Genomic DNA, 21,140 nt, shown 5'->3' with positions numbered 1-21,140 from the left:
ATTCTGACTGATAATTGCTCACAGAAACGGAGCGGCACCTCTTTTAACCCTTGAAGTCACTGCCCGTTTCGAGAGTTTCTCAACTCGAATAACTAAAGCCAACGTGAACTTTTGCGGATCTCCAGGATCCGCTTTTTTTTGCCATAAAAAAGCCCGGCGATAAGCCAGGCTCAAATTTATACATATAAATGTTCTTACCCTAACCGAGCCTGCGCAAAAGCAATCGCCTGCGCCACCTGCTGCGGTGAGACGCCGCCTTTTGCCGCACGCTTGTCGAGGCACGATTGCAGCGACAGAATCGGATAGACATCTTCGTCAATCACCTGACTGAATTTCTGCAACTCACTGAGCGGCAGATCTTCCAGCGGTTTGCCCTGACGAATGGCTTCCACCACCGCTTCACCAACAATATGGTGCGCCTCGCGGAACGGTACGCCTTTCGCCACCAGATAATCCGCCAGTTCGGTGGCGTTGGCGTAACCCTGCTGAGCCGCTTCCTGGCAACGTGGACGTTTCACCTGAATGCCGTCCAGCACCAGCGCCGCCATATGCAGGCAGTCCAGCCAGGTATCGAGCGCGTCGAACAGACCTTCTTTGTCTTCCTGCATATCTTTGTTGTAAGCCAGCGGCAAACCTTTCAGCGTCATCATCATGCCGGTTAACGCCCCCTGCACCCGGCCGCATTTACCGCGAATCAGCTCCAGCGCATCCGGGTTTTTCTTCTGCGGCATTAATGATGAACCGGAAGTCACGCGGTCAGAAAGCTCCACAAACCCCGCTTCGCCGGTGTTAAAGAAAATCAGATCTTCAGCAAAACGCGACAGATGCACCATGCCGATAGCGGCAGCAGAAAGCAGTTCCAACACATGGTCACGGTCAGAAACGCTGTCGAGACTGTTACGGGTCGCCGAAGCAAAGCCCAGCCAGCCTGCTAACTGTTCACGGTCGATTTCATAGGCCGTTCCCGCCAGCGCGCCACAGCCTAGCGGGCTGACATCCAGACGCTTAAGCGCATCCTGCAAACGGCTTTCATCACGCGCCAGCATCTCAACATAGGCCAGGCACCAGTGCGCGAACGTCACCGGCTGGGCGCGTTGCAGGTGAGTGTAACCTGGCATTACCGCGTCCTGATTGTTTTGTGCGGTTTCCACCAGCGCCGATTGCAGCTGCCGGTTAGCCGTCAGTAACTCGCTAACGGTATCTTTGCACCACAGTTTCAGGTCAGTCGCTACCTGATCATTACGGCTACGCCCGGTATGCAGCTTTTTGCCTAACTGGCCCACTTTGTCGATCAGTTTGCCTTCCACCCAGCTATGGATATCTTCGGCGTCGCTTTCAAGGATTTGTTGTGGCCTGGCGCGAACATCTTCCAGCAACACGTTCAGCGCCTCTTCCAGTTGCGCCTGCTCTTCTGCGGTTAACACGCCTACCGTGACCAGGGCTTTGGACCAGGCCACAGAGCCAACAATATCCTGCTCCGCCAGACGGTAATCAAAGCGCAGTGAGTCGTTGAATTGTTTGAACCGTTGATCTGCTGCCTGGGTAAAACGCCCGCCCCAAAGTGCCATAACTCTGTTTCCTTATTTTGAAATTCAATGCCGGAAAGCTGCGCCTCCGGCCAACAAAACTTAAGCTAAAATCCGCGTACCCATCGGCATACCGTTAAACAGTGCCGGAAGCTGCTCCGCATGACGCCAGGAGGCGATATCTACCGGACGGCCCAGCGTGCGGGCCGCATCCAGCGCCGCGTTCACTTTCACTATCATGCCGTCAGTAATAATGCCCTGCTCAATCAGTTGTTCTGCTTTCGCGGCGGTCATTTCGGCAATGCGTTGCCCTTTGCCGTCGAGAATGCCGCTGACGTCGGAGAGCAAAATCAGATCCGCGCCCAGCGTTGCCGCCAGCGCCGTTGCCGCCTGGTCGGCATTGACGTTCATCAGTTGCCCTTCGTCTGTTACGCCAATGGAGCTGACCACCGGCAGATAACCGTTCTCCAGCAAGGAGTTGATAAGCTTAGGCGAACCTGGCTGCGCCAGTCCAACATGACCTAACTCTTCATCAAGCTGGGTCACTTTGACGCTGTCGCCGTCACCGAGAAACAAACCTACGGCCGCAATCTGATGTTTCTTCGCCCATGCCAACAGGGTTTTATTTGCCGTTCCCGCCAGTGCTCCGGTGATAATGTCTATCTGATCAGCAGGCGTCACCCGCAGGCCGTTTTTCTTTTTCACCGGCAGATTCAGCCCTTTCATCAGCTCATCCACCACGCAACCGCCGCCGTGCACAATCACCAGCGGACGCTGATGTGACTCACGATAATTCACCAGTGCGCTAAACAGACGTTCCAGCGCCTCTTCACTATCCAGCAGTACGCCGCCCAGTTTGATAATTAATGGATTCATCATTGCACCCTTAAATAAGAGACTGCGTTTCCGCATAGCCGAAACGAATATTGGCGCACTGTACCGCTTGTGCCGCCGCGCCTTTCAGTAAGTTGTCTTCGGTCGCCACAATAATCAGATGCTCGCCCTGAACGGCAAACCCGATATCGCAAAATGGCAGCCCAACGACATTTTTCAGCGCCGGAACGCCTTTGTCATACAGCCGCACCAGCGGTTTATGGGCATACGCCTGCTGTAACACTTGCGCGACTTGCGCCTGGGTCACACCCGATTTCAGGCGGCAGGTAATGGTTTCGAGAATGCCGCGCGGGAAATTGCCCAGATGTGGGGTGAAGATAACGTCAGCACCGAGGTGTGTGGCGATCTCTGGTTGATGGCGATGAGTAAAGACGCCATACGGTTGCAGGCTAACTTCACAAAAGCTGTTTGAAATGGCCGCTTTACGCCCTGCACCGCTCACGCCGCTGGTGGCGTTGATCACCGGCCACTGATTGAGGTCAAGAAGATCGGCATCAATCAACGGTTTCAGCGCCAGCTGTGCCGCCGTCGGATAACAGCCCGGCACCGCAATCAAATTCGCTTCTTTTAATTTATTACCGCACCACTCCGCCAGACCGTAGGCTGCCTGTTCCAACAGTTCCGGGTATTGATGGGTAAAGCCGTAATATTTTTCATAGAAGGTGGCGTCGTTAACACGAAACGCGCCGGAAAGGTCGAACACCACGCAGCCCGCTTCAAGAAACTGCGGCGCTAAATCGTGGCTAACTTCATGGGCGGTGGCGAGAAACACTACGTCCACCCCTGGGCTAAACTCGCTGATATCCGACATCGGCTGCAACGGCAGATCAACGATGCCTTTTAGCTGCGGATGCAAATCGGAGATTAACTTTCCCGCATCATTGCTTTGCGCTGAAACAGTCAAAGCGGTTATGTTCATATGCGGATGGCGATTTACATAGGTCACTAGCTCTGCGCCAGCGTAGCCGCTGGCACCCACAATCAGCGTATTCAACATCGGGGCTATTCACCTTCTTATGTCTGGTTGCCAGGTTAAACGTAAAACATTCACCTTACGGCTGGTGGGTTTTATTACGCTCAACGTTAGTGTATTTTTATTCATAAATACTGCATGAATATTGATACTATCATGACCAGAGGTGTGTCAACAATGAAAAACAAATTACCGCCATTTATCGAGATTTACCGCGCTCTGATTGCCACACCTTCAATAAGCGCCACGGAAGAGGCACTCGATCAAAGCAATGCAGATTTAATCACTCTGCTGGCGGACTGGTTTAAAGATTTGGGCTTCAATGTGGAAGTGCAGCCTGTTCCAGGAACTCGCAACAAATTCAATATGCTGGCAAGTATCGGACAGGGGGCTGGCGGCTTGTTGCTGGCGGGGCATACCGATACGGTGCCATTTGATGACGGTCGCTGGACGCGCGATCCGTTTACACTGACGGAGCATGACGGCAAGCTTTACGGCTTAGGCACCGCCGACATGAAAGGCTTTTTTGCGTTTATCCTTGATGCGCTACGCGATGTCGACGTCACGAAACTGAAAAAACCGCTCTACATTCTGGCGACTGCTGATGAAGAAACCAGTATGGCCGGAGCGCGTTATTTTGCCGAAACTACCGCCCTGCGCCCGGATTGCGCCATCATTGGCGAACCGACGTCACTACAACCGGTACGCGCACATAAAGGTCATATCTCTAACGCCATCCGTATTCAGGGCCAGTCGGGGCACTCCAGCGATCCAGCACGCGGAGTTAACGCTATCGAACTAATGCACGACGCCATCGGGCATATTTTGCAATTGCGCGATAACCTGAAAGAACGTTATCACTACGAAGCGTTTACCGTGCCATACCCTACGCTCAACCTCGGGCATATTCACGGTGGCGACGCTTCTAACCGTATTTGCGCTTGCTGTGAGTTGCATATGGATATTCGTCCGCTGCCTGGCATGACACTCAATGAACTTAATGGTTTGCTCAACGATGCATTGGCTCCGGTGAGCGAACGCTGGCCGGGTCGTCTGACGGTCGACGAGCTGCATCCGCCGATCCCTGGCTATGAATGCCCACCGAATCATCAACTGGTTGAAGTGGTTGAGAAATTGCTCGGAGCAAAAACCGAAGTGGTGAATTACTGTACCGAAGCGCCGTTTATTCAAACGTTATGCCCTACGCTGGTGCTCGGTCCGGGTTCCATCAATCAAGCTCATCAGCCTGATGAATATCTGGAGACGCGGTTTATTAAACCCACCCGTGAGTTGATTATCCAGGTAATTCACCATTTTTGCTGGCATTAAAACGTAGGCCGGATAAGGCGCTCGCGCCGCATCCGGCACCGTTGCCAAACTCCTGTGCCGCAATAATGTCGGATGCGATGCTTGCGCATCTTATCCGACCTACACCTTTGGTGTTATGTATGGCGATTTTTTAACATTTCCATAAGTTACGCTTATTTAAAGCGTCGTGAATTTAATGGCGTAAATTCCTGCTATTTATTCGTTTGCTGAAGCGATTTCGCAGCATTTGACGTCACCGCTTTTACGTGGCTTTATAAAAGACGACGAAAAGCAAAGCCCGAGCATATTCGCGCCAATGCGACGTGAAGGATACAGGGCTATCAAACGATAAGATGGGGTGTCTGGGGTAATATGAACGAACAATATTCCGCATTGCGTAGTAATGTCAGTATGCTCGGCAAAGTGCTGGGAGAAACCATCAAGGATGCGTTGGGAGAACACATTCTTGAACGCGTAGAAACTATCCGTAAGTTGTCGAAATCTTCACGCGCTGGCAATGATGCTAACCGCCAGGAGTTGCTCACCACCTTACAAAATTTGTCGAACGACGAGCTGCTGCCCGTTGCGCGTGCGTTTAGTCAGTTCCTGAACCTGGCCAACACCGCCGAGCAATACCACAGCATTTCGCCGAAAGGCGAAGCTGCCAGCAACCCGGAAGTGATCGCCCGCACCCTGCGTAAACTGAAAAACCAGCCGGAACTGAGCGAAGACACCATCAAAAAAGCAGTGGAATCGCTGTCGCTGGAACTGGTCCTCACGGCTCACCCAACCGAAATTACCCGTCGTACACTGATCCACAAAATGGTGGAAGTGAACGCCTGTTTAAAACAGCTCGATAACAAAGATATCGCTGACTACGAACACAACCAGCTGATGCGTCGCCTGCGCCAGTTGATCGCCCAGTCATGGCATACCGATGAAATCCGTAAGCTGCGTCCAAGCCCGGTAGATGAAGCCAAATGGGGCTTTGCCGTAGTGGAAAACAGCCTGTGGCAAGGCGTACCAAATTACCTGCGCGAACTGAACGAACAACTGGAAGAGAACCTCGGCTACAAACTGCCCGTCGAATTTGTTCCGGTCCGTTTTACTTCGTGGATGGGCGGCGACCGCGACGGCAACCCGAACGTCACTGCCGATATCACCCGCCACGTCCTGCTACTCAGCCGCTGGAAAGCCACCGATTTGTTCCTGAAAGATATTCAGGTGCTGGTTTCTGAACTGTCGATGGTTGAAGCGACCCCTGAACTGCTGGCGCTGGTTGGCGAAGAAGGTGCCGCAGAACCGTATCGCTATCTGATGAAAAACCTGCGTTCTCGCCTGATGGCGACACAGGCATGGCTGGAAGCGCGCCTGAAAGGCGAAGAACTGCCAAAACCAGAAGGCCTGCTGACACAAAACGAAGAACTGTGGGAACCGCTCTACGCTTGCTACCAGTCACTTCAGGCGTGTGGCATGGGTATTATCGCCAACGGCGATCTGCTCGACACCCTGCGCCGCGTGAAATGTTTCGGCGTACCGCTGGTCCGTATTGATATCCGTCAGGAGAGCACGCGTCATACCGAAGCGCTGGGCGAGCTGACCCGCTACCTCGGTATCGGCGACTACGAAAGCTGGTCAGAGGCCGACAAACAGGCGTTCCTGATCCGCGAACTGAACTCCAAACGTCCGCTTCTGCCGCGCAACTGGCAACCAAGCGCCGAAACGCGCGAAGTGCTCGATACCTGCCAGGTGATTGCCGAAGCACCGCAAGGCTCCATTGCCGCCTACGTGATCTCGATGGCGAAAACGCCGTCCGACGTACTGGCTGTCCACCTGCTGCTGAAAGAAGCGGGTATCGGGTTTGCGATGCCGGTTGCTCCGCTGTTTGAAACCCTCGATGATCTGAACAACGCCAACGATGTCATGACCCAGCTGCTCAATATTGACTGGTATCGTGGCCTGATTCAGGGCAAACAGATGGTGATGATTGGCTATTCCGACTCAGCAAAAGATGCGGGAGTGATGGCAGCTTCCTGGGCGCAATATCAGGCACAGGATGCATTAATCAAAACCTGCGAAAAAGCGGGTATTGAGCTGACGTTGTTCCACGGTCGCGGCGGTTCCATTGGTCGCGGCGGCGCACCTGCTCATGCGGCGCTGCTGTCACAACCGCCAGGAAGCCTGAAAGGTGGCCTGCGCGTGACTGAACAGGGCGAGATGATCCGCTTTAAATATGGTCTGCCAGAAATCACCGTCAGCAGCCTGTCGCTGTACACCGGGGCGATTCTGGAAGCCAACCTGCTGCCACCACCTGAGCCGAAAGAGAGCTGGCGTCGCATTATGGATGAACTGTCAGTCATCTCCTGCGATCTCTACCGTGGCTACGTACGTGAAAACAAAGATTTTGTGCCTTACTTCCGCTCCGCTACGCCGGAACAAGAATTGGGCAAACTGCCGTTGGGTTCACGTCCGGCGAAACGTCGCCCAACCGGCGGCGTCGAGTCACTACGCGCCATTCCGTGGATCTTCGCCTGGACGCAAAACCGTCTGATGCTCCCCGCCTGGCTGGGTGCAGGTACGGCGCTGCAAAAAGTGGTCGAAGACGGCAAACAGAGCGAGCTGGAGGCTATGTGCCGCGATTGGCCATTCTTCTCGACGCGTCTCGGCATGCTGGAGATGGTCTTCGCCAAAGCAGACCTGTGGCTGGCGGAATACTATGACCAACGCCTGGTAGACAAAGCACTGTGGCCGTTAGGTAAAGAGTTACGCAACCTGCAAGAAGAAGACATCAAAGTGGTGCTGGCGATTGCCAACGATTCCCATCTGATGGCCGATCTGCCGTGGATTGCAGAGTCTATTCAGCTACGGAATATTTACACCGACCCGCTGAACGTATTGCAGGCCGAGTTGCTGCACCGCTCCCGCCAGGCAGAAAAAGAAGGCCAGGAACCGGATCCTCGCGTCGAACAAGCGTTAATGGTCACTATTGCCGGGATTGCGGCAGGTATGCGTAATACCGGCTAATCTTCCTCTTCTGCAAACCCTCGTGCTTTTGCGCGAGGGTTTTCTGAAATACTTCTGTTCTAACACCCTCGTTTTCAATATATTTCTGTCTGCATTTTATTCAAATTCTGAATATACCTTCAGATATCCTTAAGGAATTGTCGTTACATTCGGCGATATTTTTTCAAGACAGGTTCTTACTATGCATTCCACAGAAGTCCAGGCTAAACCTCTTTTTAGCTGGAAAGCCCTGGGTTGGGCACTGCTCTACTTTTGGTTTTTCTCTACTCTGCTACAGGCCATTATTTACATCAGTGGTTATAGTGGCACTAACGGCATTCGCGACTCGCTGTTATTCAGTTCGCTGTGGTTGATCCCGGTATTCCTCTTTCCGAAGCGGATTAAAATTATTGCCGCAGTAATCGGCGTGGTGCTATGGGCGGCCTCTCTGGCGGCGCTGTGCTACTACGTCATCTACGGTCAGGAGTTCTCGCAGAGCGTTCTGTTTGTGATGTTCGAAACCAACACCAACGAAGCCAGCGAGTATTTAAGCCAGTATTTCAGCCTGAAAATTGTGCTTATCGCGCTGGCCTATACGGCGGTGGCAGTTCTGCTGTGGACACGCCTGCGCCCGGTCTATATTCCAAAGCCGTGGCGTTATGTTGTCTCTTTTGCCCTGCTTTATGGCTTGATTCTGCATCCGATCGCCATGAATACGTTTATCAAAAACAAGCCGTTTGAGAAAACGTTGGACAACCTGGCCTCGCGTATGGAGCCTGCCGCACCGTGGCAATTCCTGACCGGCTATTATCAGTATCGTCAGCAACTAAACTCGCTAACAAAGCTACTGAATGAAAATAATGCCTTGCCGCCGCTGGCTAATTTCAAAGATAAATCGGGTAACGAACCGCGCACCTTAGTGCTGGTGATTGGCGAGTCAACCCAGCGTGGACGCATGAGTCTGTACGGTTATCCGCGTGAAACCACGCCGGAGCTGGATGCGCTGCATAAAACCGATCCGAATCTGACCGTGTTTAATAACGTGGTTACGTCTCGTCCGTACACCATTGAAATCCTGCAACAGGCGCTGACCTTTGCCAATGAAAAGAACCCGGACCTGTATCTGACGCAGCCGTCGCTGATGAACATGATGAAACAGGCGGGTTATAAAACCTTCTGGATCACCAACCAGCAGACGATGACCGCCCGCAATACCATGCTGACGGTATTTTCGCGCCAGACCGACAAGCAGTACTACATGAACCAGCAACGTACGCAGAGTGCGCGTGAATACGACACCAACGTGCTGAAGCCGTTCCAGGATGTGCTGAATGACCCTGCGCCGAAGAAACTGATCATCGTTCATCTGCTGGGTACGCATATCAAATACAAATACCGCTACCCGGAAAATCAGGGCAAGTTTGATGGCAATACCGATCATGTTCCGCCAGGATTAAGCGCAGAAGAGCTGGAATCATATAACGATTATGACAACGCTAACCTGTATAACGATCATGTGGTTGCCAGCCTGATTAAAGACTTTAAAGCGGCAGACCCGAACGGATTCCTGGTTTACTTCTCTGACCACGGTGAAGAGGTTTACGACACGCCGCCTCATAAAACCCAGGGGCGTAATGAGGACAACCCGACGCGTCATATGTACACCATTCCGTTCCTGCTGTGGACGTCGGAAAAATGGCAAGCGACTCATCCCCGTGATTTCTCACAGGATGTCGATCGTAAATACAGCCTGGCGGAACTGATCCACACCTGGTCAGATTTGGCGGGCTTATCTTACGACGGTTACGATCCAACCCGTTCAGTGGTGAATCCGCAGTTCAAAGAAACTACCCGCTGGATTGGTAACCCGTACAAGAAAAACGCGCTGATCGATTACGACACACTGCCGTATGGCGATCAGGTGGGTAATCAGTAATTATCAGCCAGGCGCTATTTGCCGGATGCGACGCTTGACGCGTCTTATCCGGCCTACAGATCGCGGCGGTAGGCTGGATAAGGCGTTTACGCCACATCCGGCAATACAACTGCCGCAATGTTTACATCAAACTCCCCTCAGGCCACACTTTTCAGGTGGCCTTTTTTAATAATGCCAGTTACTGTTTTCCCGTCTACATACCTAAGGGAATAACATGTATCACGACGTCAGCTATCTGCTCTCCCGCCTGATCAACGGCCCGCTGTCCCTGCGCCAGATTTACTTTGCCAGCAGTAACGGCCCGGTGCCCGATCTTGCGTATCAGGTCGATTTTCCACGGCTGGAAATTGTGCTGGAAGGTGAGTTTGTTGATACCGGCGCTGGAGCAACGTTAGTTCCCGGCGATGTGCTGTACGTTGCCGCTGGTGGCTGGAATTTCCCACAATGGAAAACACCCGCTACCACCTTTAGCGTGCTGTTTGGCAAACAGCAACTCGGCTTCAGCGTCGTGCAATGGGATGGCAAACAATATCAAAATCTGGCGAAGCAACACGTCGCCCGGCGCGGCCCACGCATAGGTTCTTTTCTGCTACAAACGCTCAATGAAATGCAAATGCAGCCGCAGGAGCAGCAAACGGCAAGGCTTATCGTCGCCAGCCTGCTTAGCCACTGCCGCGATTTGCTTGGCAGCCAAATCCAGACCGCCTCACGCAGCCAGGCACTATTTGAAGCTATTCGCGATTATATCGACGAACGCTATGCCTCCGCGCTTACCCGCGAATCTGTTGCGCAGGCGTTTTATATTTCGCCAAATTACCTCTCGCACCTGTTTCAAAAAACGGGGGCCATTGGTTTTAACGAATACCTGAATCACACGCGACTGGAGCACGCTAAGACGTTATTGAAAGGCTATGACCTGAAGGTAAAAGAAGTGGCGCACGCCTGCGGCTTTGTCGACAGCAACTACTTCTGCCGTCTGTTTCGTAAAAACACCGAACGCTCGCCGTCGGAATATCGTCGGCAGTACCACAGCCAACTGACAGAAAAACCGACTACTCCAGAATAAGATGGGTTTGCTGCGGCGCAGAAAGCACTTTGCGCACCGCGCTCATTACCCGCTGCGGCTCACGCAGGAATGCGTAGATGCTGCATTGCACATAGCGGCAATGTTCAAATCGCTCGGCACCGGCAAGCTCGATATCCGTAATCAACAGAGCAACATCCGCCCGACGGATATCCTCGTCCGCTAAACGATTCTCCGTTCCCAGCGCGCCCTGAGTTTCAATGCTGACTCCCCACTTCTCTAACAGGCACAACTTTTCCAGCCGTTCCGCCGCCATATAAGTATGCGCCACGCCACTGACGCAGGCGGTTACTGCCACCAGGTATGCCATTTTAACCTCCCACGGTAACCTGAAATCCGGCCCGTTCTGCCATTTCGCGCATCGTTGTCACATCGGCTGACGACGGCGCAGGCACCTCTTTCATCGACCATGTTTTCCCCAGCAGGCGGTATTTCGGTTCGCCGTACTGATGAAACGGTAACAGATGGATCTGCCTGATTTTCAGCGGGATCAGTACATCCAGCGCCTGCTGCATATTCTCCCGGCTGAGCGTGAAACCAGGGATCAACGGTAAACGCGGGATCACGTTGACACCCTCACTCACCAGCAAACGCAGATTCTCCAGCACGCGTGGCAGGTTCATCTTCACCACATCCCGCGCCTGAGTCGCGTCCATAATTTTTAAATCGAACAGCACTTCATCGCACAATTTCGCCAGCGGTAACAGCTTGCTTGCTGGCGCGTCTCCGGCAGTTTCAATGGCGCATGACACACCCCACAGCCGCAGTCGCTGTAAAAAACGGGTAGCAAACTCCGCCTGCATTAACACTTCGCCGCCAGAAAGCGTGACGCCGCCGCCGGACGTGCGAAAAAAAATGTCATCTTTCATCACTTCCCGTTCCAGAGCGTCAAGGCTGATATCGCGACCAATCCGTTCAAACGCCCCGGAGGGGCATTCATCCGCATCACGCAAACATTTCGCACAGTGCAGACATTTCGCCTCTCTGCGTACCGTCTGGATTTTGCCGGAGATCGACTCCGGATTAGCACACCACGGGCAAAGATGCGGACAGCCTTTAAAAAAGACCACCGTACGAATGCCCTCACCGTCATTCAGTGAATAACGCTGAATGTTGAAAATGCGCGCCACATCATTGCGGCGCGTTTCCACAACGTTACAGCTGATGCGCTGTCCGGCGGATGATGTCATCCTGGATCTCCTTCGACAGTTCGACAAAGAAGGCGCTGTATCCGGCAACGCGCACCACCAGCCCGGCATAATCTTGTGGGCGCTGTTGCGCTTCCCGCAACGTGTCGGCGTTCACCACGTTAAACTGAATATGTTGTAACTTAAGCTGGGTAAACGCCCGTAAGAAGTCGGCCAGTTTGCGTAATCCCGCTTCACCTTCCAGGGTCGCCGGAGTGAATTTCACGTTCAGCAATGTACCGTTAGACAGCAGTGTGTTATCGAGCTTACTGACTGACTTCAGTACCGCCGTTGGCCCTTGTGCGTCCTGACCCAGCATAGGTGACAAGCCGCCGTCTGCCAGCTGTTCTCCGGCAAAACGACCGTCTGGCGTCGCGCCAACCACCGATCCCAACGGAACGTGAGCAGAAACGGTATACGATCCCGGCGTGAAGTAGCCGCCGCGCGGGTTCTGGTATTTTTCCACTTCTTTGCAGTAGTGGCGCAACAGTTCGGCGCTAATGTTATCCACCTCGTCGATATCGTTACCGTATTTCTCAAAGCGGTTAATTAAGCGAGCGCGGACTTTTTCGCCTTCTGGCGTTGCAAAGTTGGCTTTTAATACCGACAGCAATTCGTCAAAACTTAAACGCTGTTGATCAAAAACCATCCCTTTCAACGCATGGAGAGAATCGCTCAGGTTGGCGATACCGATCCCCTGTACGCCGGAGAAGTTATAACGCGCGCCGCCATCGGTAATATCGCGGCCTTTTTCCAGACAATCGCTGATAAAAGACGAGAGCAGCGGTACAGGTGCCCAGTCGCGATGGCCGATATCGCAAATATTACTGCCTTCAACCATCAGGGTGATGTAGTGGCTGATCTTGGCACGGATCTGTTCCAGTAAACCTTCATAAGTCAGCGCGGCATTGCCTTCATTTTCATGCAGGCAGATTTCCATCACTTTCAGCAGGTTAAACATCGCGATGTCATGCAAGCCGTAGGTTCTGCCGGGAATAGATAATTCCACACAGCCCACTACGGAATAGTCGCGCGCATCTTCCAGCGAAACGCCACGGTTGAGGAACGCTGGCACCACCACTTCATCGTTAAAGATTTGCGGAATACCGGTGCCGAGGCGAATGGTTTCGGCGGTTTTCATCAGGAACGGCGTGTCGATCAAGGCGTTAGTGCGCACGCCGAGGTTCGGTTGCGGTAATTGCACGCTTTGATAGGCGTCAAGGCAAAGGAACGAAAGCACGTTCACCGCGCTACGTCCGTTCTCGGTTAACCCGCCGAGCAGTGCGGTATAGCCGGTCGGGAAACCGGCGAAATAACGCGCGCTGCTGGTGGAGCGCAACAGCACGATGTCGTTGCATTTCACCCATAAAGATTCGAGCAGTTCTTTCAGGAACGCCGCATCTTCGCCCTGGGTTAATGATGTCTGATAGAACGGCAACATATACTGGTCGAAGCGCCCCAACGATAGCGAACTGGCGTTGGATTCGTATTGCAGAATGATGTTCATGTACCAGAATAACTGGCACGCCTGCCAGAACGTCTGCGGCTTATGTTGCGCGTTATGGCGGGAGATCTCCGCAATAGTCAGCAGCTCTTCGCGACGCTGGGCATCTGTGCAGTTTGCCGCCATCGTTTCCGCCAGTTCGGCGTAACGCAAAATGTGTTTCTGCGAGGCTTCCAGCAGTAACAGCGCTGCCTGATAAAAGTGATTCTCCGGCTGTTGCTGACAATGTTGCTGCATCTGTGCTACCAGCTCCCCCAGCCCGTGATTCAGCAGGCGTGGGTAATCAATAATAATGTGCCCCTGGCCTTTATCTGTCTGGTTGATGCTGAAAATCTGCGTGCTGGTCGCGGCTTTTACTTCATCTGTCATCTGCCCGTTGATGAAATCTTTCATCGAACGTTTTTCCCAGTACGGGAACAACTCTTCGCGGTAGATACGTTTATCTTCTTCGCTGATAGCAAAGCGGTCCTGCGGACGCGTCGGGAATTGATCCAGCTCTTTCAGCAGCCAGTAAGGGTCCATTTCCGGCGACATAATCCCGGCGCGCGGTTTTACGGTGCGGTTACCGGCAATCAGTTCTTCATCACGAATCGAAATTTCAACATGTTCAAGGATATACGCTGTTGCTTTCGCCCGGCGCAATATCACCGGTTCGCCTTCGGTTTGCCGATGGCTGGCGGTATAAAGCAGCGCCCGCTCCAGCGAGATTTCACGGGTATTGGCAAACAGTGCAGTTTTGAGGCGAGAGATACGATTCGTCATGAGGAACTCCTGTGGGAAAGCGAACCCGCCCTTACGGGCGGGATAAGAACTTAAGCGGTTTGCGCCAGGTGAGCTTCAATTTTGCTCATAATGGCATCAGCACGTTTTACCGCATCGCTGATGTTGACGCGCACGATGGTCTTGCCAGCAAAACGCTCTTCAAACTTGATGCCGATATCTTTAGTCAGAATCACCATATCGGCGCTCGCCACGTCTTCCGCAGTCAGTTCATTTTCCAGACCAATTGAGCCCTGGGTTTCTACTTTCACTTCCCAGCCTTTCGCTTTCGCGGCACTTTCCAGCGCTTCTGCTGCCATATAGGTATGGGCAACACCTGAAGGACATGCGGTTACTGCAATAATTTTCGTCATGGCTTGTTCCTCAATTAATTAATTTCAAAATCCAAATCCAGGTCGTCTTCTTTTTCATCAGTCGAAGACCCATTTTTACGCGCCAGACTTTTCAGCACGTTCACACAAACAGCCGTCACCACTGCTCCGACAGCCACTGCTGCGATATAACCCAGCTTGCCTTCAACCACCGGCAGCACAATCAGACCACCCCAGCCTGCATAGCACTGCGCACCGACCAGCGCCGCAGTTACTGCACCACAAACTGAACCGACCATGATGGAAGGAATGACACGCAGCGGATCGGCAGCGGCGAAAGGAATCGCCCCTTCAGTAACGCCAACACAGCCCATCACCAGTGCCGCTTTGCCGGTTTCGCGCTCTTCTGCGGAGAAATTTTTACGACCAATCAGCGTCGCCAGCCCCATCCCCAGCGGCGGGATACAAATACCCACGGCAGCGATGGCCACCACGGTATAAACACCCTGAGCAACGCAAATCAGCATGAAGGCATAGGCCACTTTGTTAACCGGACCGCCCATATCGAACGCCAGCATCAGACCCATGATCACCGCCAGCATAACAATGCTGCCCTGCTGCATCCCCTGAAGCCACTGAGTCAGGCTGTTGGTCAACGCCCCTACAGGCTCGCCCAAGCCCCACATCATGATGCCTGCGGTAATCAGTGTGCCGACGATAGGAATAATGAAGATAGGCATCACCGAGCGCAGAACTTTATGCACCGGAATTTTCTTCAGGTAATGCACCACGATGCCGCCGATAATCCCGGCGATCAGCGCACCAAAGAAGCCCGCACCAAAGCTGTTACCAACCCAGGCACCGATAGCGCACGGAGCCAGCGCAGAACGCTCTGCAATGGAGTAACCAATGTAAGCGGCGAGGAAAGGCACCATCAGCGTCAAACCCGCAACGCCGATATCAAACAGTTTTTTCAGATTCGGATCGGCTACGGCATCCGGCACTGCGCCTTTGCCATACAACATGACGGAAACCGCCAGCAAAATACCGCCCGATACCACGAAGGGAATCATGTGTGAAACGCCCGTCATTAAATGCTGACGGGTATTTTTCAGGATCTGCACCAACTCATTCATAAGCTGCTCCCGGGCTTGCAAAAGCCCATGTCCATATTTTTGATGGAGGAAACAATAGGCAATCGCAGGCGGAGCAAACAGTGGATAAAAAGGCCATTTACTGGACTTTTGTAATATCAGTACAAAAATGCGATCCGCCTCATAACTCGCGATAATCCGGAAGCATGCCGCAAAACGGCGTCTTGTGAGACGCGTCGCAAATTGACGGTTACATTACATTTGTCCAGCTTTTGGCAGATTTGTCACATGGCAGGCCGTTGCCGTGCGCTCTTATCCTGTAAACAGAAAACCGTACCGGGAGAGAGGCAATGGCCCTGATTGTGGAATTTATTTGTGAGCTACCTAACGGCGTACATGCACGTCCGGCAAGCCACGTTGAAACGCTGTGTAATACTTTTTCATCACAAATTGAGTGGCATAACCTGCGCACTGACCGTAAAGGCAACGCCAAAAGCGCCCTGGCGCTGATTGGCACCGACACGCTGGTGGGCGATAATTGCCAGTTACTGATTTCCGGGGCCGACGAACAGGAAGCGCACCAGCGTTTAAGCCAATGGCTGCGCGATGAATTCCCCCACTGCGATGCGCCGCTGGCGGAAGTTAAATCTGACGAACTGGAACCACTGCCGGTTTCATTGACCAATCTGAATCCGCAAATTATCCGCGCCCGCACCGTGTGCAGCGGTAGCGCAGGCGGCATTCTGACGCCGATCTCTTCTTTAGATCTCAATGCGCTGAGTAATCTTCCCGCTGCCAAAGGCGTTGACGCCGAACAATCCGCACTGGAAAACGGCCTGACACTGGTATTGAAAAACATTGAGTTTCGTCTGCTGGATAGCGACGGTGCTACCAGCGCGATTCTGGAAGCGCACCGATCCCTGGCTGGCGATACTTCCCTGCGCGAACATTTACTGGCAGGCGTCAGCGCCGGATTAAGCTGCGCCGAAGCGATTGTCGCCAGTGCGAATCACTTTTGCGAAGAGTTCGCCCGTTCCAGCAGCAGCTACCTGCAAGAACGTGCCCTGGACGTACGCGACGTCTGCTTCCAGTTACTCCAGCAAATCTACGGTGAGCAACGCTTCCCGGCACCGGGCAAACTGACGCAGCCCGCCATTTGTATGGCTGATGAACTGACTCCCAGCCAGTTCCTCGAACTGGATAAAAATCACCTCAAAGGTCTGTTACTGAAAAGTGGCGGCACCACCTCACATACCGTAATTCTTGCCCGTTCGTTCAACATTCCGACACTGGTTGGTGTGGATATTGATGCCCTCACTCCGTGGCAGCATCAAACGATTTATATCGACGGCAACGCTGGGGCGATTGTGGTTGAGCCAGGGGAAGCCGTAGCTCGTTATTATCAGCAAGAAGCCCGCGTACAGGACGCCCTTCGTGAGCAACAGCGTGTCTGGCTGACCCAACAAGCCCGTACCGCTGACGGTATCCGTATTGAAATTGCCGCTAACATCGCTCACTCCGTGGAAGCGCAGGCCGCATTCGGCAATGGTGCGGAAGGCGTTGGTTTGTTCCGCACTGAAATGCTCTATATGGATCGCACCAGTGCACCGGGTGAAAGCGAGCTGTACAACATTTTTTGTCAGGCGCTGGAGTCTGCCAACGGACGCAGCATTATTGTGCGCACTATGGACATTGGCGGTGATAAACCCGTTGATTATCTGAACATTCCGGCAGAAGCTAACCCGTTCCTCGGTTATCGCGCGGTGCGTATTTATGAAGAATACGCGTCGTTGTTTACCACACAACTACGGTCAATCCTGCGCGCCTCTGCTCACGGCAGCCTGAAAATCATGATCCCGATGATCTCCTCAATGGAAGAGATCTTATGGGTGAAAGAAAAACTGGCGGAAGCCAAACAGCAACTGCGTAACGAACACATTCCGTTTGATGAGAAGATCCAGCTCGGCATTATGCTGGAAGTGCCGTCGGTGATGTTCATCATCGATCAATGCTGCGAAGAGATTGATTTCTTTAGTATTGGTAGTAATGACCTGACGCAATATCTGCTGGCGGTGGATCGCGATAACGCTAAGGTTACTCGTCACTACAACAGCCTGAATCCGGCATTCTTGCGGGCGCTCGATTACGCCGTGCAGGCGGTGCATCGCCAGGGCAAATGGATTGGTCTGTGCGGTGAGCTGGGAGCGAAAGGTTCCGTGCTGCCGTTGCTGGTCGGTTTAGGGCTGGATGAACTCAGCATGAGCGCACCGTCAATTCCGGCGGCGAAAGCGCGAATGGCGCAACTTGATAGCCGTGAGTGCCGCCAGTTGCTCAACCAGGCAATGGCCTGCCGTACTTCGCTGGAAGTGGAACATCTGCTGGCGCAATTCCGCATGACCCAACAGGACGCACCGCTGGTCACCGCCGAGTGCATCACGCTGGAAAGTGACTGGCGCAGCAAAGAAGAAGTGCTCAAAGGCATGACCGATAACCTGCTGCTGGCGGGCCGCTGCCGCTATCCGCGTAAACTGGAAGCCGACTTATGGGCGCGCGAGGCCGTTTTCTCTACCGGTCTGGGCTTTAGTTTTGCCATTCCCCACAGCAAATCAGAACACATTGAGCAATCCACCATCAGCGTAGCGCGTCTGCAAGCGCCGGTGCGCTGGGGCGATGATGAAGCGCAATTCATCATTATGTTAACCCTGAACAAACACGCTGCGGGCGATCAGCATATGCGCATTTTCTCGCGCCTCGCTCGCCGCATCATGCACGAAGAATTCCGTAACGCGCTGGTTAACGCCGCCTCTGCCGACGCTATCGCCAGCCTGCTGCAACATGAACTGGAACTGTAAAAGGAAACATCATGGAACTGTATCTGGACACCGCTAACGTCGCAGAAGTCGAACGTCTGGCACGCATATTCCCCATTGCCGGGGTGACAACTAACCCGAGCATTATCGCTGCCAGCAAGGAGTCCATCTGGGAAGTGCTGCCGCGTCTGCAAAAAGCGATTGGTGATGAGGGCATTCTGTTTGCTCAGACTATGAGTCGTGACGCGCAGGGTATGGTGGAAGAAGCGAAGCGCCTGCGCGACGCCATTCCGGGCATTGTGGTGAAAATCCCGGTGACTTCCGAAGGTCTGGCCGCCATTAAGTTGCTGAAAAAAGAGGGTATTACTACACTTGGCACCGCTGTATATAGCGCCGCACAAGGGTTATTAGCCGCACTGGCAGGGGCAAAATACGTTGCTCCGTATGTTAACCGCGTAGATGCCCAGGGCGGGGACGGCATTCGTACGGTTCAGGAGCTGCAAACGCTGTTAGAAATGCACGCGCCAGAAAGCATGGTGCTGGCGGCCAGCTTTAAAACGCCGCGTCAGGCGCTGGACTGTTTACTGGCAGGATGTGAATCCATCACCCTGCCCTTAGATGTAGCGCAACAAATGCTCAACACCCCTGCGGTAGAGTCAGCTATAGAGAAGTTCGAACACGACTGGAATGCCGCATTTGGCACTACTCATCTCTAAAGGAGCAATTATGGACCGCATTATTCAATCACCGGGTAAATACATCCAGGGCGCTGATGTGATTAATCGTCTGGGCGAATACCTGAAGCCGCTGGCAGAACGCTGGTTAGTGGTGGGTGACAAATTTGTTTTAGGTTTTGCTCAATCCACTGTCGAGAAAAGCTTTAAAGATGCTGGACTGGTAGTAGAAATTGCGCCGTTTGGCGGTGAATGTTCGCAAAATGAGATCGACCGTCTGCGTGGCATCGCGGAGACTGCGCAGTGTGGCGCAATTCTCGGTATCGGTGGCGGAAAAACCCTCGATACTGCCAAAGCACTGGCACATTTCATGGGTGTTCCGGTAGCGATCGCACCGACTATCGCCTCTACCGATGCACCGTGCAGCGCATTGTCTGTTATCTACACCGATGAGGGTGAGTTTGACCGCTATCTGCTGTTGCCAAATAACCCGAATATGGTCATTGTCGACACCAAAATCGTCGCTGGCGCACCTGCACGTCTGTTAGCGGCGGGTATCGGCGATGCGCTGGCAACCTGGTTTGAAGCGCGTGCCTGCTCTCGTAGCGGCGCGACCACCATGGCGGGCGGCAAGTGCACCCAGGCTGCGCTGGCACTGGCTGAACTGTGCTACAACACCCTGCTGGAAGAAGGCGAAAAAGCGATGCTTGCTGCCGAACAGCATGTAGTGACTCCGGCGCTGGAGCGCGTGATTGAAGCGAACACCTATTTGAGCGGTGTTGGTTTTGAAAGTGGTGGTCTGGCTGCGGCGCACGCAGTGCATAACGGCCTGACCGCTATCCCGGACGCGCATCACTATTATCACGGTGAAAAAGTGGCATTCGGTACGCTGACGCAGCTGGTTCTGGAAAACGCGCCGGTGGAGGAAATCGAAACCGTAGCTGCGCTTAGCCATGCGGTAGGTTTGCCAATAACTCTCGCTCAACTGGATATTAAAGAAGATGTCCCGGCGAAAATGCGAATTGTGGCAGAAGCGGCATGTGCAGAAGGTGAAACCATCCACAACATGCCTGGCGGCGCGACGCCAGATCAGGTTTACGCCGCTCTGCTGGTAGCCGACCAGTACGGTCAGCGTTTCCTGCAAGAGTGGGAATAACCTACTCCAAACTCCCGGCTTGTCCGGGAGTTTGAACGCAAAATTGCCTGATGCGCTACGCTTATCAGGCCTACGCAATCTCTGCAATATATTGAATTTGCGTGCTTTTGTAGGCCGGATAAGGCGTTCACTCCGCATCCGGCACTCTGTGCCAGTAATCTGAAACTCCCACGTTGTTCAGGAATTTTTTATCCGCTTCTGGACATTTTCTCTACAGAACAATCGTTAGCCCGGAAGGTCGAATCTGTGACTCTTATTTTCACGGACGAACCAGATGAAAGCTTCACTGGCGCTGCTCAGCCTGCTAACGGCATTTACCAGCCACTCCTTAAAATCTCCCGCCGTTCCACCAACCGTGGTACAAATCCAGGCCAATACCAACCTTGCCATCGCAGACGGTGCCAGACAGCAAATCGGCAACACGCTATTTTACGATCCGGCGTATGTGCGGCTTACCTATCCTGGCGGTGATGTCCCGCAAGAACGCGGTGTTTGTTCTGATGTGGTGATCCGCGCATTGCGCAGCCAGAAGGTCGATTTGCAGAAACTGGTTCACGAAGATATGGCGAAGAATTTTGCTGAGTACCCGCAAAAATGGCAGTTAAAGCGCCCGGACAGCAACATCGATCACCGTCGGGTGCCTAATCTGGAAACCTGGTTTAGCCGCCATGATAAAACACGCCCCACCAGCAAGAACCCCAGTGACTATCAAGCGGGCGATATTGTCTCCTGGCGACTGGATAACGGGCTGGCACATATTGGGGTGGTTTCAGATGGCTTCGCCCGCGACGGTACGCCGCTGGTGATACATAACATTGGCGCAGGCGCGCAGGAAGAAGATGTGCTGTTTAACTGGCGGATGGTGGGGCATTATCGTTATTTTGTTAAATAAGAGATCGC

Annotated in this window: 16 protein-coding genes; 8 read left to right on the top strand and 8 right to left on the bottom strand. The window is 53.3% G+C overall.

The genetic code is table 11. The features are described from left to right. Positions 1 to 194 precede the first annotated feature (194 nt). Genes argH through argC form a run of 3 tightly spaced genes read right to left on the bottom strand, consistent with a single transcriptional unit; the run spans position 195 to position 3,417 of the window. The gene (argH, locus tag K0778_RS08700; protein WP_001230087.1) at positions 195 to 1,568 is read right to left on the bottom strand and encodes an argininosuccinate lyase; all 1,374 of its coding nucleotides are present in this window, start codon (positions 1,566 to 1,568) and stop codon (positions 195 to 197) included. Positions 1,569 to 1,628: 60 nt separating this feature from the next. Continuing rightward, the gene (gene argB, locus K0778_RS08695; protein ID WP_001302318.1) at positions 1,629 to 2,405 is read right to left on the bottom strand and encodes an acetylglutamate kinase; all 777 of its coding nucleotides are present in this window, start codon (positions 2,403 to 2,405) and stop codon (positions 1,629 to 1,631) included. A gap of 7 nt (positions 2,406 to 2,412) precedes the next feature. Further along, complete coding sequence (gene argC, locus K0778_RS08690; RefSeq protein ID WP_000935370.1) at positions 2,413 to 3,417, bottom strand: N-acetyl-gamma-glutamyl-phosphate reductase; 1,005 nt, start codon at positions 3,415 to 3,417, stop codon at positions 2,413 to 2,415. Between the two features lie 153 nt (positions 3,418 to 3,570). Between argC and argE the strand changes: the two genes are divergently transcribed. The 4 genes from argE to K0778_RS08670 all read left to right on the top strand — a co-directional run bounded on the left by argE (position 3,571) and on the right by K0778_RS08670 (position 10,706). After that, positions 3,571 to 4,722 (top strand): acetylornithine deacetylase, encoded by a 1,152-nt coding sequence (gene argE / locus K0778_RS08685; protein WP_001301272.1) that lies wholly within the window; start codon positions 3,571 to 3,573, stop codon positions 4,720 to 4,722. A 351-nt stretch (positions 4,723 to 5,073) separates the two neighbouring features. Then, on the top strand, positions 5,074 to 7,725 hold the full coding sequence (gene ppc / locus K0778_RS08680) for a phosphoenolpyruvate carboxylase (RefSeq protein WP_001005579.1): 2,652 nt from the start codon (positions 5,074 to 5,076) through the stop codon (positions 7,723 to 7,725). 181 nt (positions 7,726 to 7,906) lie between these two features. Next, complete coding sequence (locus K0778_RS08675) at positions 7,907 to 9,640, top strand: phosphoethanolamine transferase CptA (RefSeq protein WP_153449068.1); 1,734 nt, start codon at positions 7,907 to 7,909, stop codon at positions 9,638 to 9,640. A 214-nt stretch (positions 9,641 to 9,854) separates the two neighbouring features. Then, positions 9,855 to 10,706: an AraC family transcriptional regulator gene (locus tag K0778_RS08670; protein ID WP_000274624.1), complete on the top strand. Its 852-nt coding sequence runs from the start codon at positions 9,855 to 9,857 to the stop codon at positions 10,704 to 10,706. Here K0778_RS08670 and K0778_RS08665 read toward each other — a convergent pair. From K0778_RS08665 to K0778_RS08645, 5 genes are read right to left on the bottom strand one after another with little or no spacing between them, the layout of a single operon-like run. Then, positions 10,693 to 11,034, bottom strand: a complete 342-nt coding sequence (locus K0778_RS08665) for a PTS fructose-like transporter subunit IIB (protein ID WP_000323846.1) — start codon at positions 11,032 to 11,034, stop codon at positions 10,693 to 10,695. The two genes, K0778_RS08670 and K0778_RS08665, sit on opposite strands and share 14 nt — an antisense overlap. A 1-nt stretch (position 11,035) precedes the next feature. Beyond that, entirely contained in the window at positions 11,036 to 11,914 is an 879-nt protein-coding gene (locus tag K0778_RS08660; protein ID WP_000204139.1) for a [formate-C-acetyltransferase]-activating enzyme, read from the bottom strand. After that, complete coding sequence (locus K0778_RS08655; RefSeq protein WP_000184830.1) at positions 11,880 to 14,177, bottom strand: formate C-acetyltransferase; 2,298 nt, start codon at positions 14,175 to 14,177, stop codon at positions 11,880 to 11,882. The genes K0778_RS08660 and K0778_RS08655 overlap by 35 nt, the downstream gene beginning before the upstream one ends. A gap of 50 nt (positions 14,178 to 14,227) precedes the next feature. Continuing rightward, on the bottom strand, positions 14,228 to 14,548 hold the full coding sequence (locus tag K0778_RS08650) for a PTS fructose-like transporter subunit IIB (RefSeq protein WP_000161265.1): 321 nt from the start codon (positions 14,546 to 14,548) through the stop codon (positions 14,228 to 14,230). A gap of 14 nt (positions 14,549 to 14,562) precedes the next feature. After that, positions 14,563 to 15,642 carry a PTS fructose transporter subunit EIIC gene (locus K0778_RS08645; protein ID WP_001004446.1) on the bottom strand — a complete coding sequence of 360 codons (1,080 nt, stop codon included), beginning with the start codon at positions 15,640 to 15,642 and terminating at the stop codon, positions 14,563 to 14,565. Between the two features lie 308 nt (positions 15,643 to 15,950). On the opposite strand from K0778_RS08645, the gene ptsP reads away from it, so the two are divergent. The 4 genes from ptsP (at position 15,951) to K0778_RS08625 (ending at position 21,132) form a co-directional block, all read left to right on the top strand. After that, on the top strand, positions 15,951 to 18,452 hold the full coding sequence (gene ptsP / locus K0778_RS08640) for a phosphoenolpyruvate--protein phosphotransferase (protein ID WP_001185138.1): 2,502 nt from the start codon (positions 15,951 to 15,953) through the stop codon (positions 18,450 to 18,452). Between the two features lie 11 nt (positions 18,453 to 18,463). Continuing rightward, the gene (gene fsa, locus K0778_RS08635) at positions 18,464 to 19,126 is read left to right on the top strand and encodes a fructose-6-phosphate aldolase (protein ID WP_000424841.1); all 663 of its coding nucleotides are present in this window, start codon (positions 18,464 to 18,466) and stop codon (positions 19,124 to 19,126) included. Positions 19,127 to 19,136: 10 nt separating this feature from the next. Next, positions 19,137 to 20,240, top strand: a complete 1,104-nt coding sequence (gene gldA, locus K0778_RS08630) for a bifunctional L-1,2-propanediol dehydrogenase/glycerol dehydrogenase (protein WP_000374004.1) — start codon at positions 19,137 to 19,139, stop codon at positions 20,238 to 20,240. Positions 20,241 to 20,514: 274 nt separating this feature from the next. After that, positions 20,515 to 21,132, top strand: coding sequence for a DUF1287 domain-containing protein (locus K0778_RS08625; protein ID WP_000647870.1), 618 nt, complete (start codon positions 20,515 to 20,517; stop codon positions 21,130 to 21,132). Positions 21,133 to 21,140 lie beyond the last annotated feature (8 nt).

The sequence above is a fragment of the Escherichia sp. XD33 genome (genome assembly GCF_019375075.1).
GTDB lineage: Bacteria > Pseudomonadota > Gammaproteobacteria > Enterobacterales > Enterobacteriaceae > Enterobacter > Enterobacter flexneri_A.
Note: the sequence above shows the minus strand (reverse complement) of the source record. Positions and strands in the feature narration are given on the sequence as shown.

Bases quoted from the DNA above. Each gene is read 5' to 3' on its own strand.
- argH (WP_001230087.1), bottom strand. From the start codon at position 1,568: ATGGCACTTTGGGGCGGGCGTTTTACCCAGGCAGCAGATCAACGGTTC.
- argB (WP_001302318.1), bottom strand. From the start codon at position 2,405: ATGATGAATCCATTAATTATCAAACTGGGCGGCGTACTGCTGGATAGT.
- argC (WP_000935370.1), bottom strand. From the start codon at position 3,417: ATGTTGAATACGCTGATTGTGGGTGCCAGCGGCTACGCTGGCGCAGAG.
- argE (WP_001301272.1), top strand. From the start codon at position 3,571: ATGAAAAACAAATTACCGCCATTTATCGAGATTTACCGCGCTCTGATT.
- ppc (WP_001005579.1), top strand. From the start codon at position 5,074: ATGAACGAACAATATTCCGCATTGCGTAGTAATGTCAGTATGCTCGGC.
- K0778_RS08675 (WP_153449068.1), top strand. From the start codon at position 7,907: ATGCATTCCACAGAAGTCCAGGCTAAACCTCTTTTTAGCTGGAAAGCC.
- K0778_RS08670 (WP_000274624.1), top strand. From the start codon at position 9,855: ATGTATCACGACGTCAGCTATCTGCTCTCCCGCCTGATCAACGGCCCG.
- K0778_RS08665 (WP_000323846.1), bottom strand. From the start codon at position 11,034: ATGGCATACCTGGTGGCAGTAACCGCCTGCGTCAGTGGCGTGGCGCAT.
- K0778_RS08660 (WP_000204139.1), bottom strand. From the start codon at position 11,914: ATGACATCATCCGCCGGACAGCGCATCAGCTGTAACGTTGTGGAAACG.
- K0778_RS08655 (WP_000184830.1), bottom strand. From the start codon at position 14,177: ATGACGAATCGTATCTCTCGCCTCAAAACTGCACTGTTTGCCAATACC.
- K0778_RS08650 (WP_000161265.1), bottom strand. From the start codon at position 14,548: ATGACGAAAATTATTGCAGTAACCGCATGTCCTTCAGGTGTTGCCCAT.
- K0778_RS08645 (WP_001004446.1), bottom strand. From the start codon at position 15,642: ATGAATGAGTTGGTGCAGATCCTGAAAAATACCCGTCAGCATTTAATG.
- ptsP (WP_001185138.1), top strand. From the start codon at position 15,951: ATGGCCCTGATTGTGGAATTTATTTGTGAGCTACCTAACGGCGTACAT.
- fsa (WP_000424841.1), top strand. From the start codon at position 18,464: ATGGAACTGTATCTGGACACCGCTAACGTCGCAGAAGTCGAACGTCTG.
- gldA (WP_000374004.1), top strand. From the start codon at position 19,137: ATGGACCGCATTATTCAATCACCGGGTAAATACATCCAGGGCGCTGAT.
- K0778_RS08625 (WP_000647870.1), top strand. From the start codon at position 20,515: ATGAAAGCTTCACTGGCGCTGCTCAGCCTGCTAACGGCATTTACCAGC.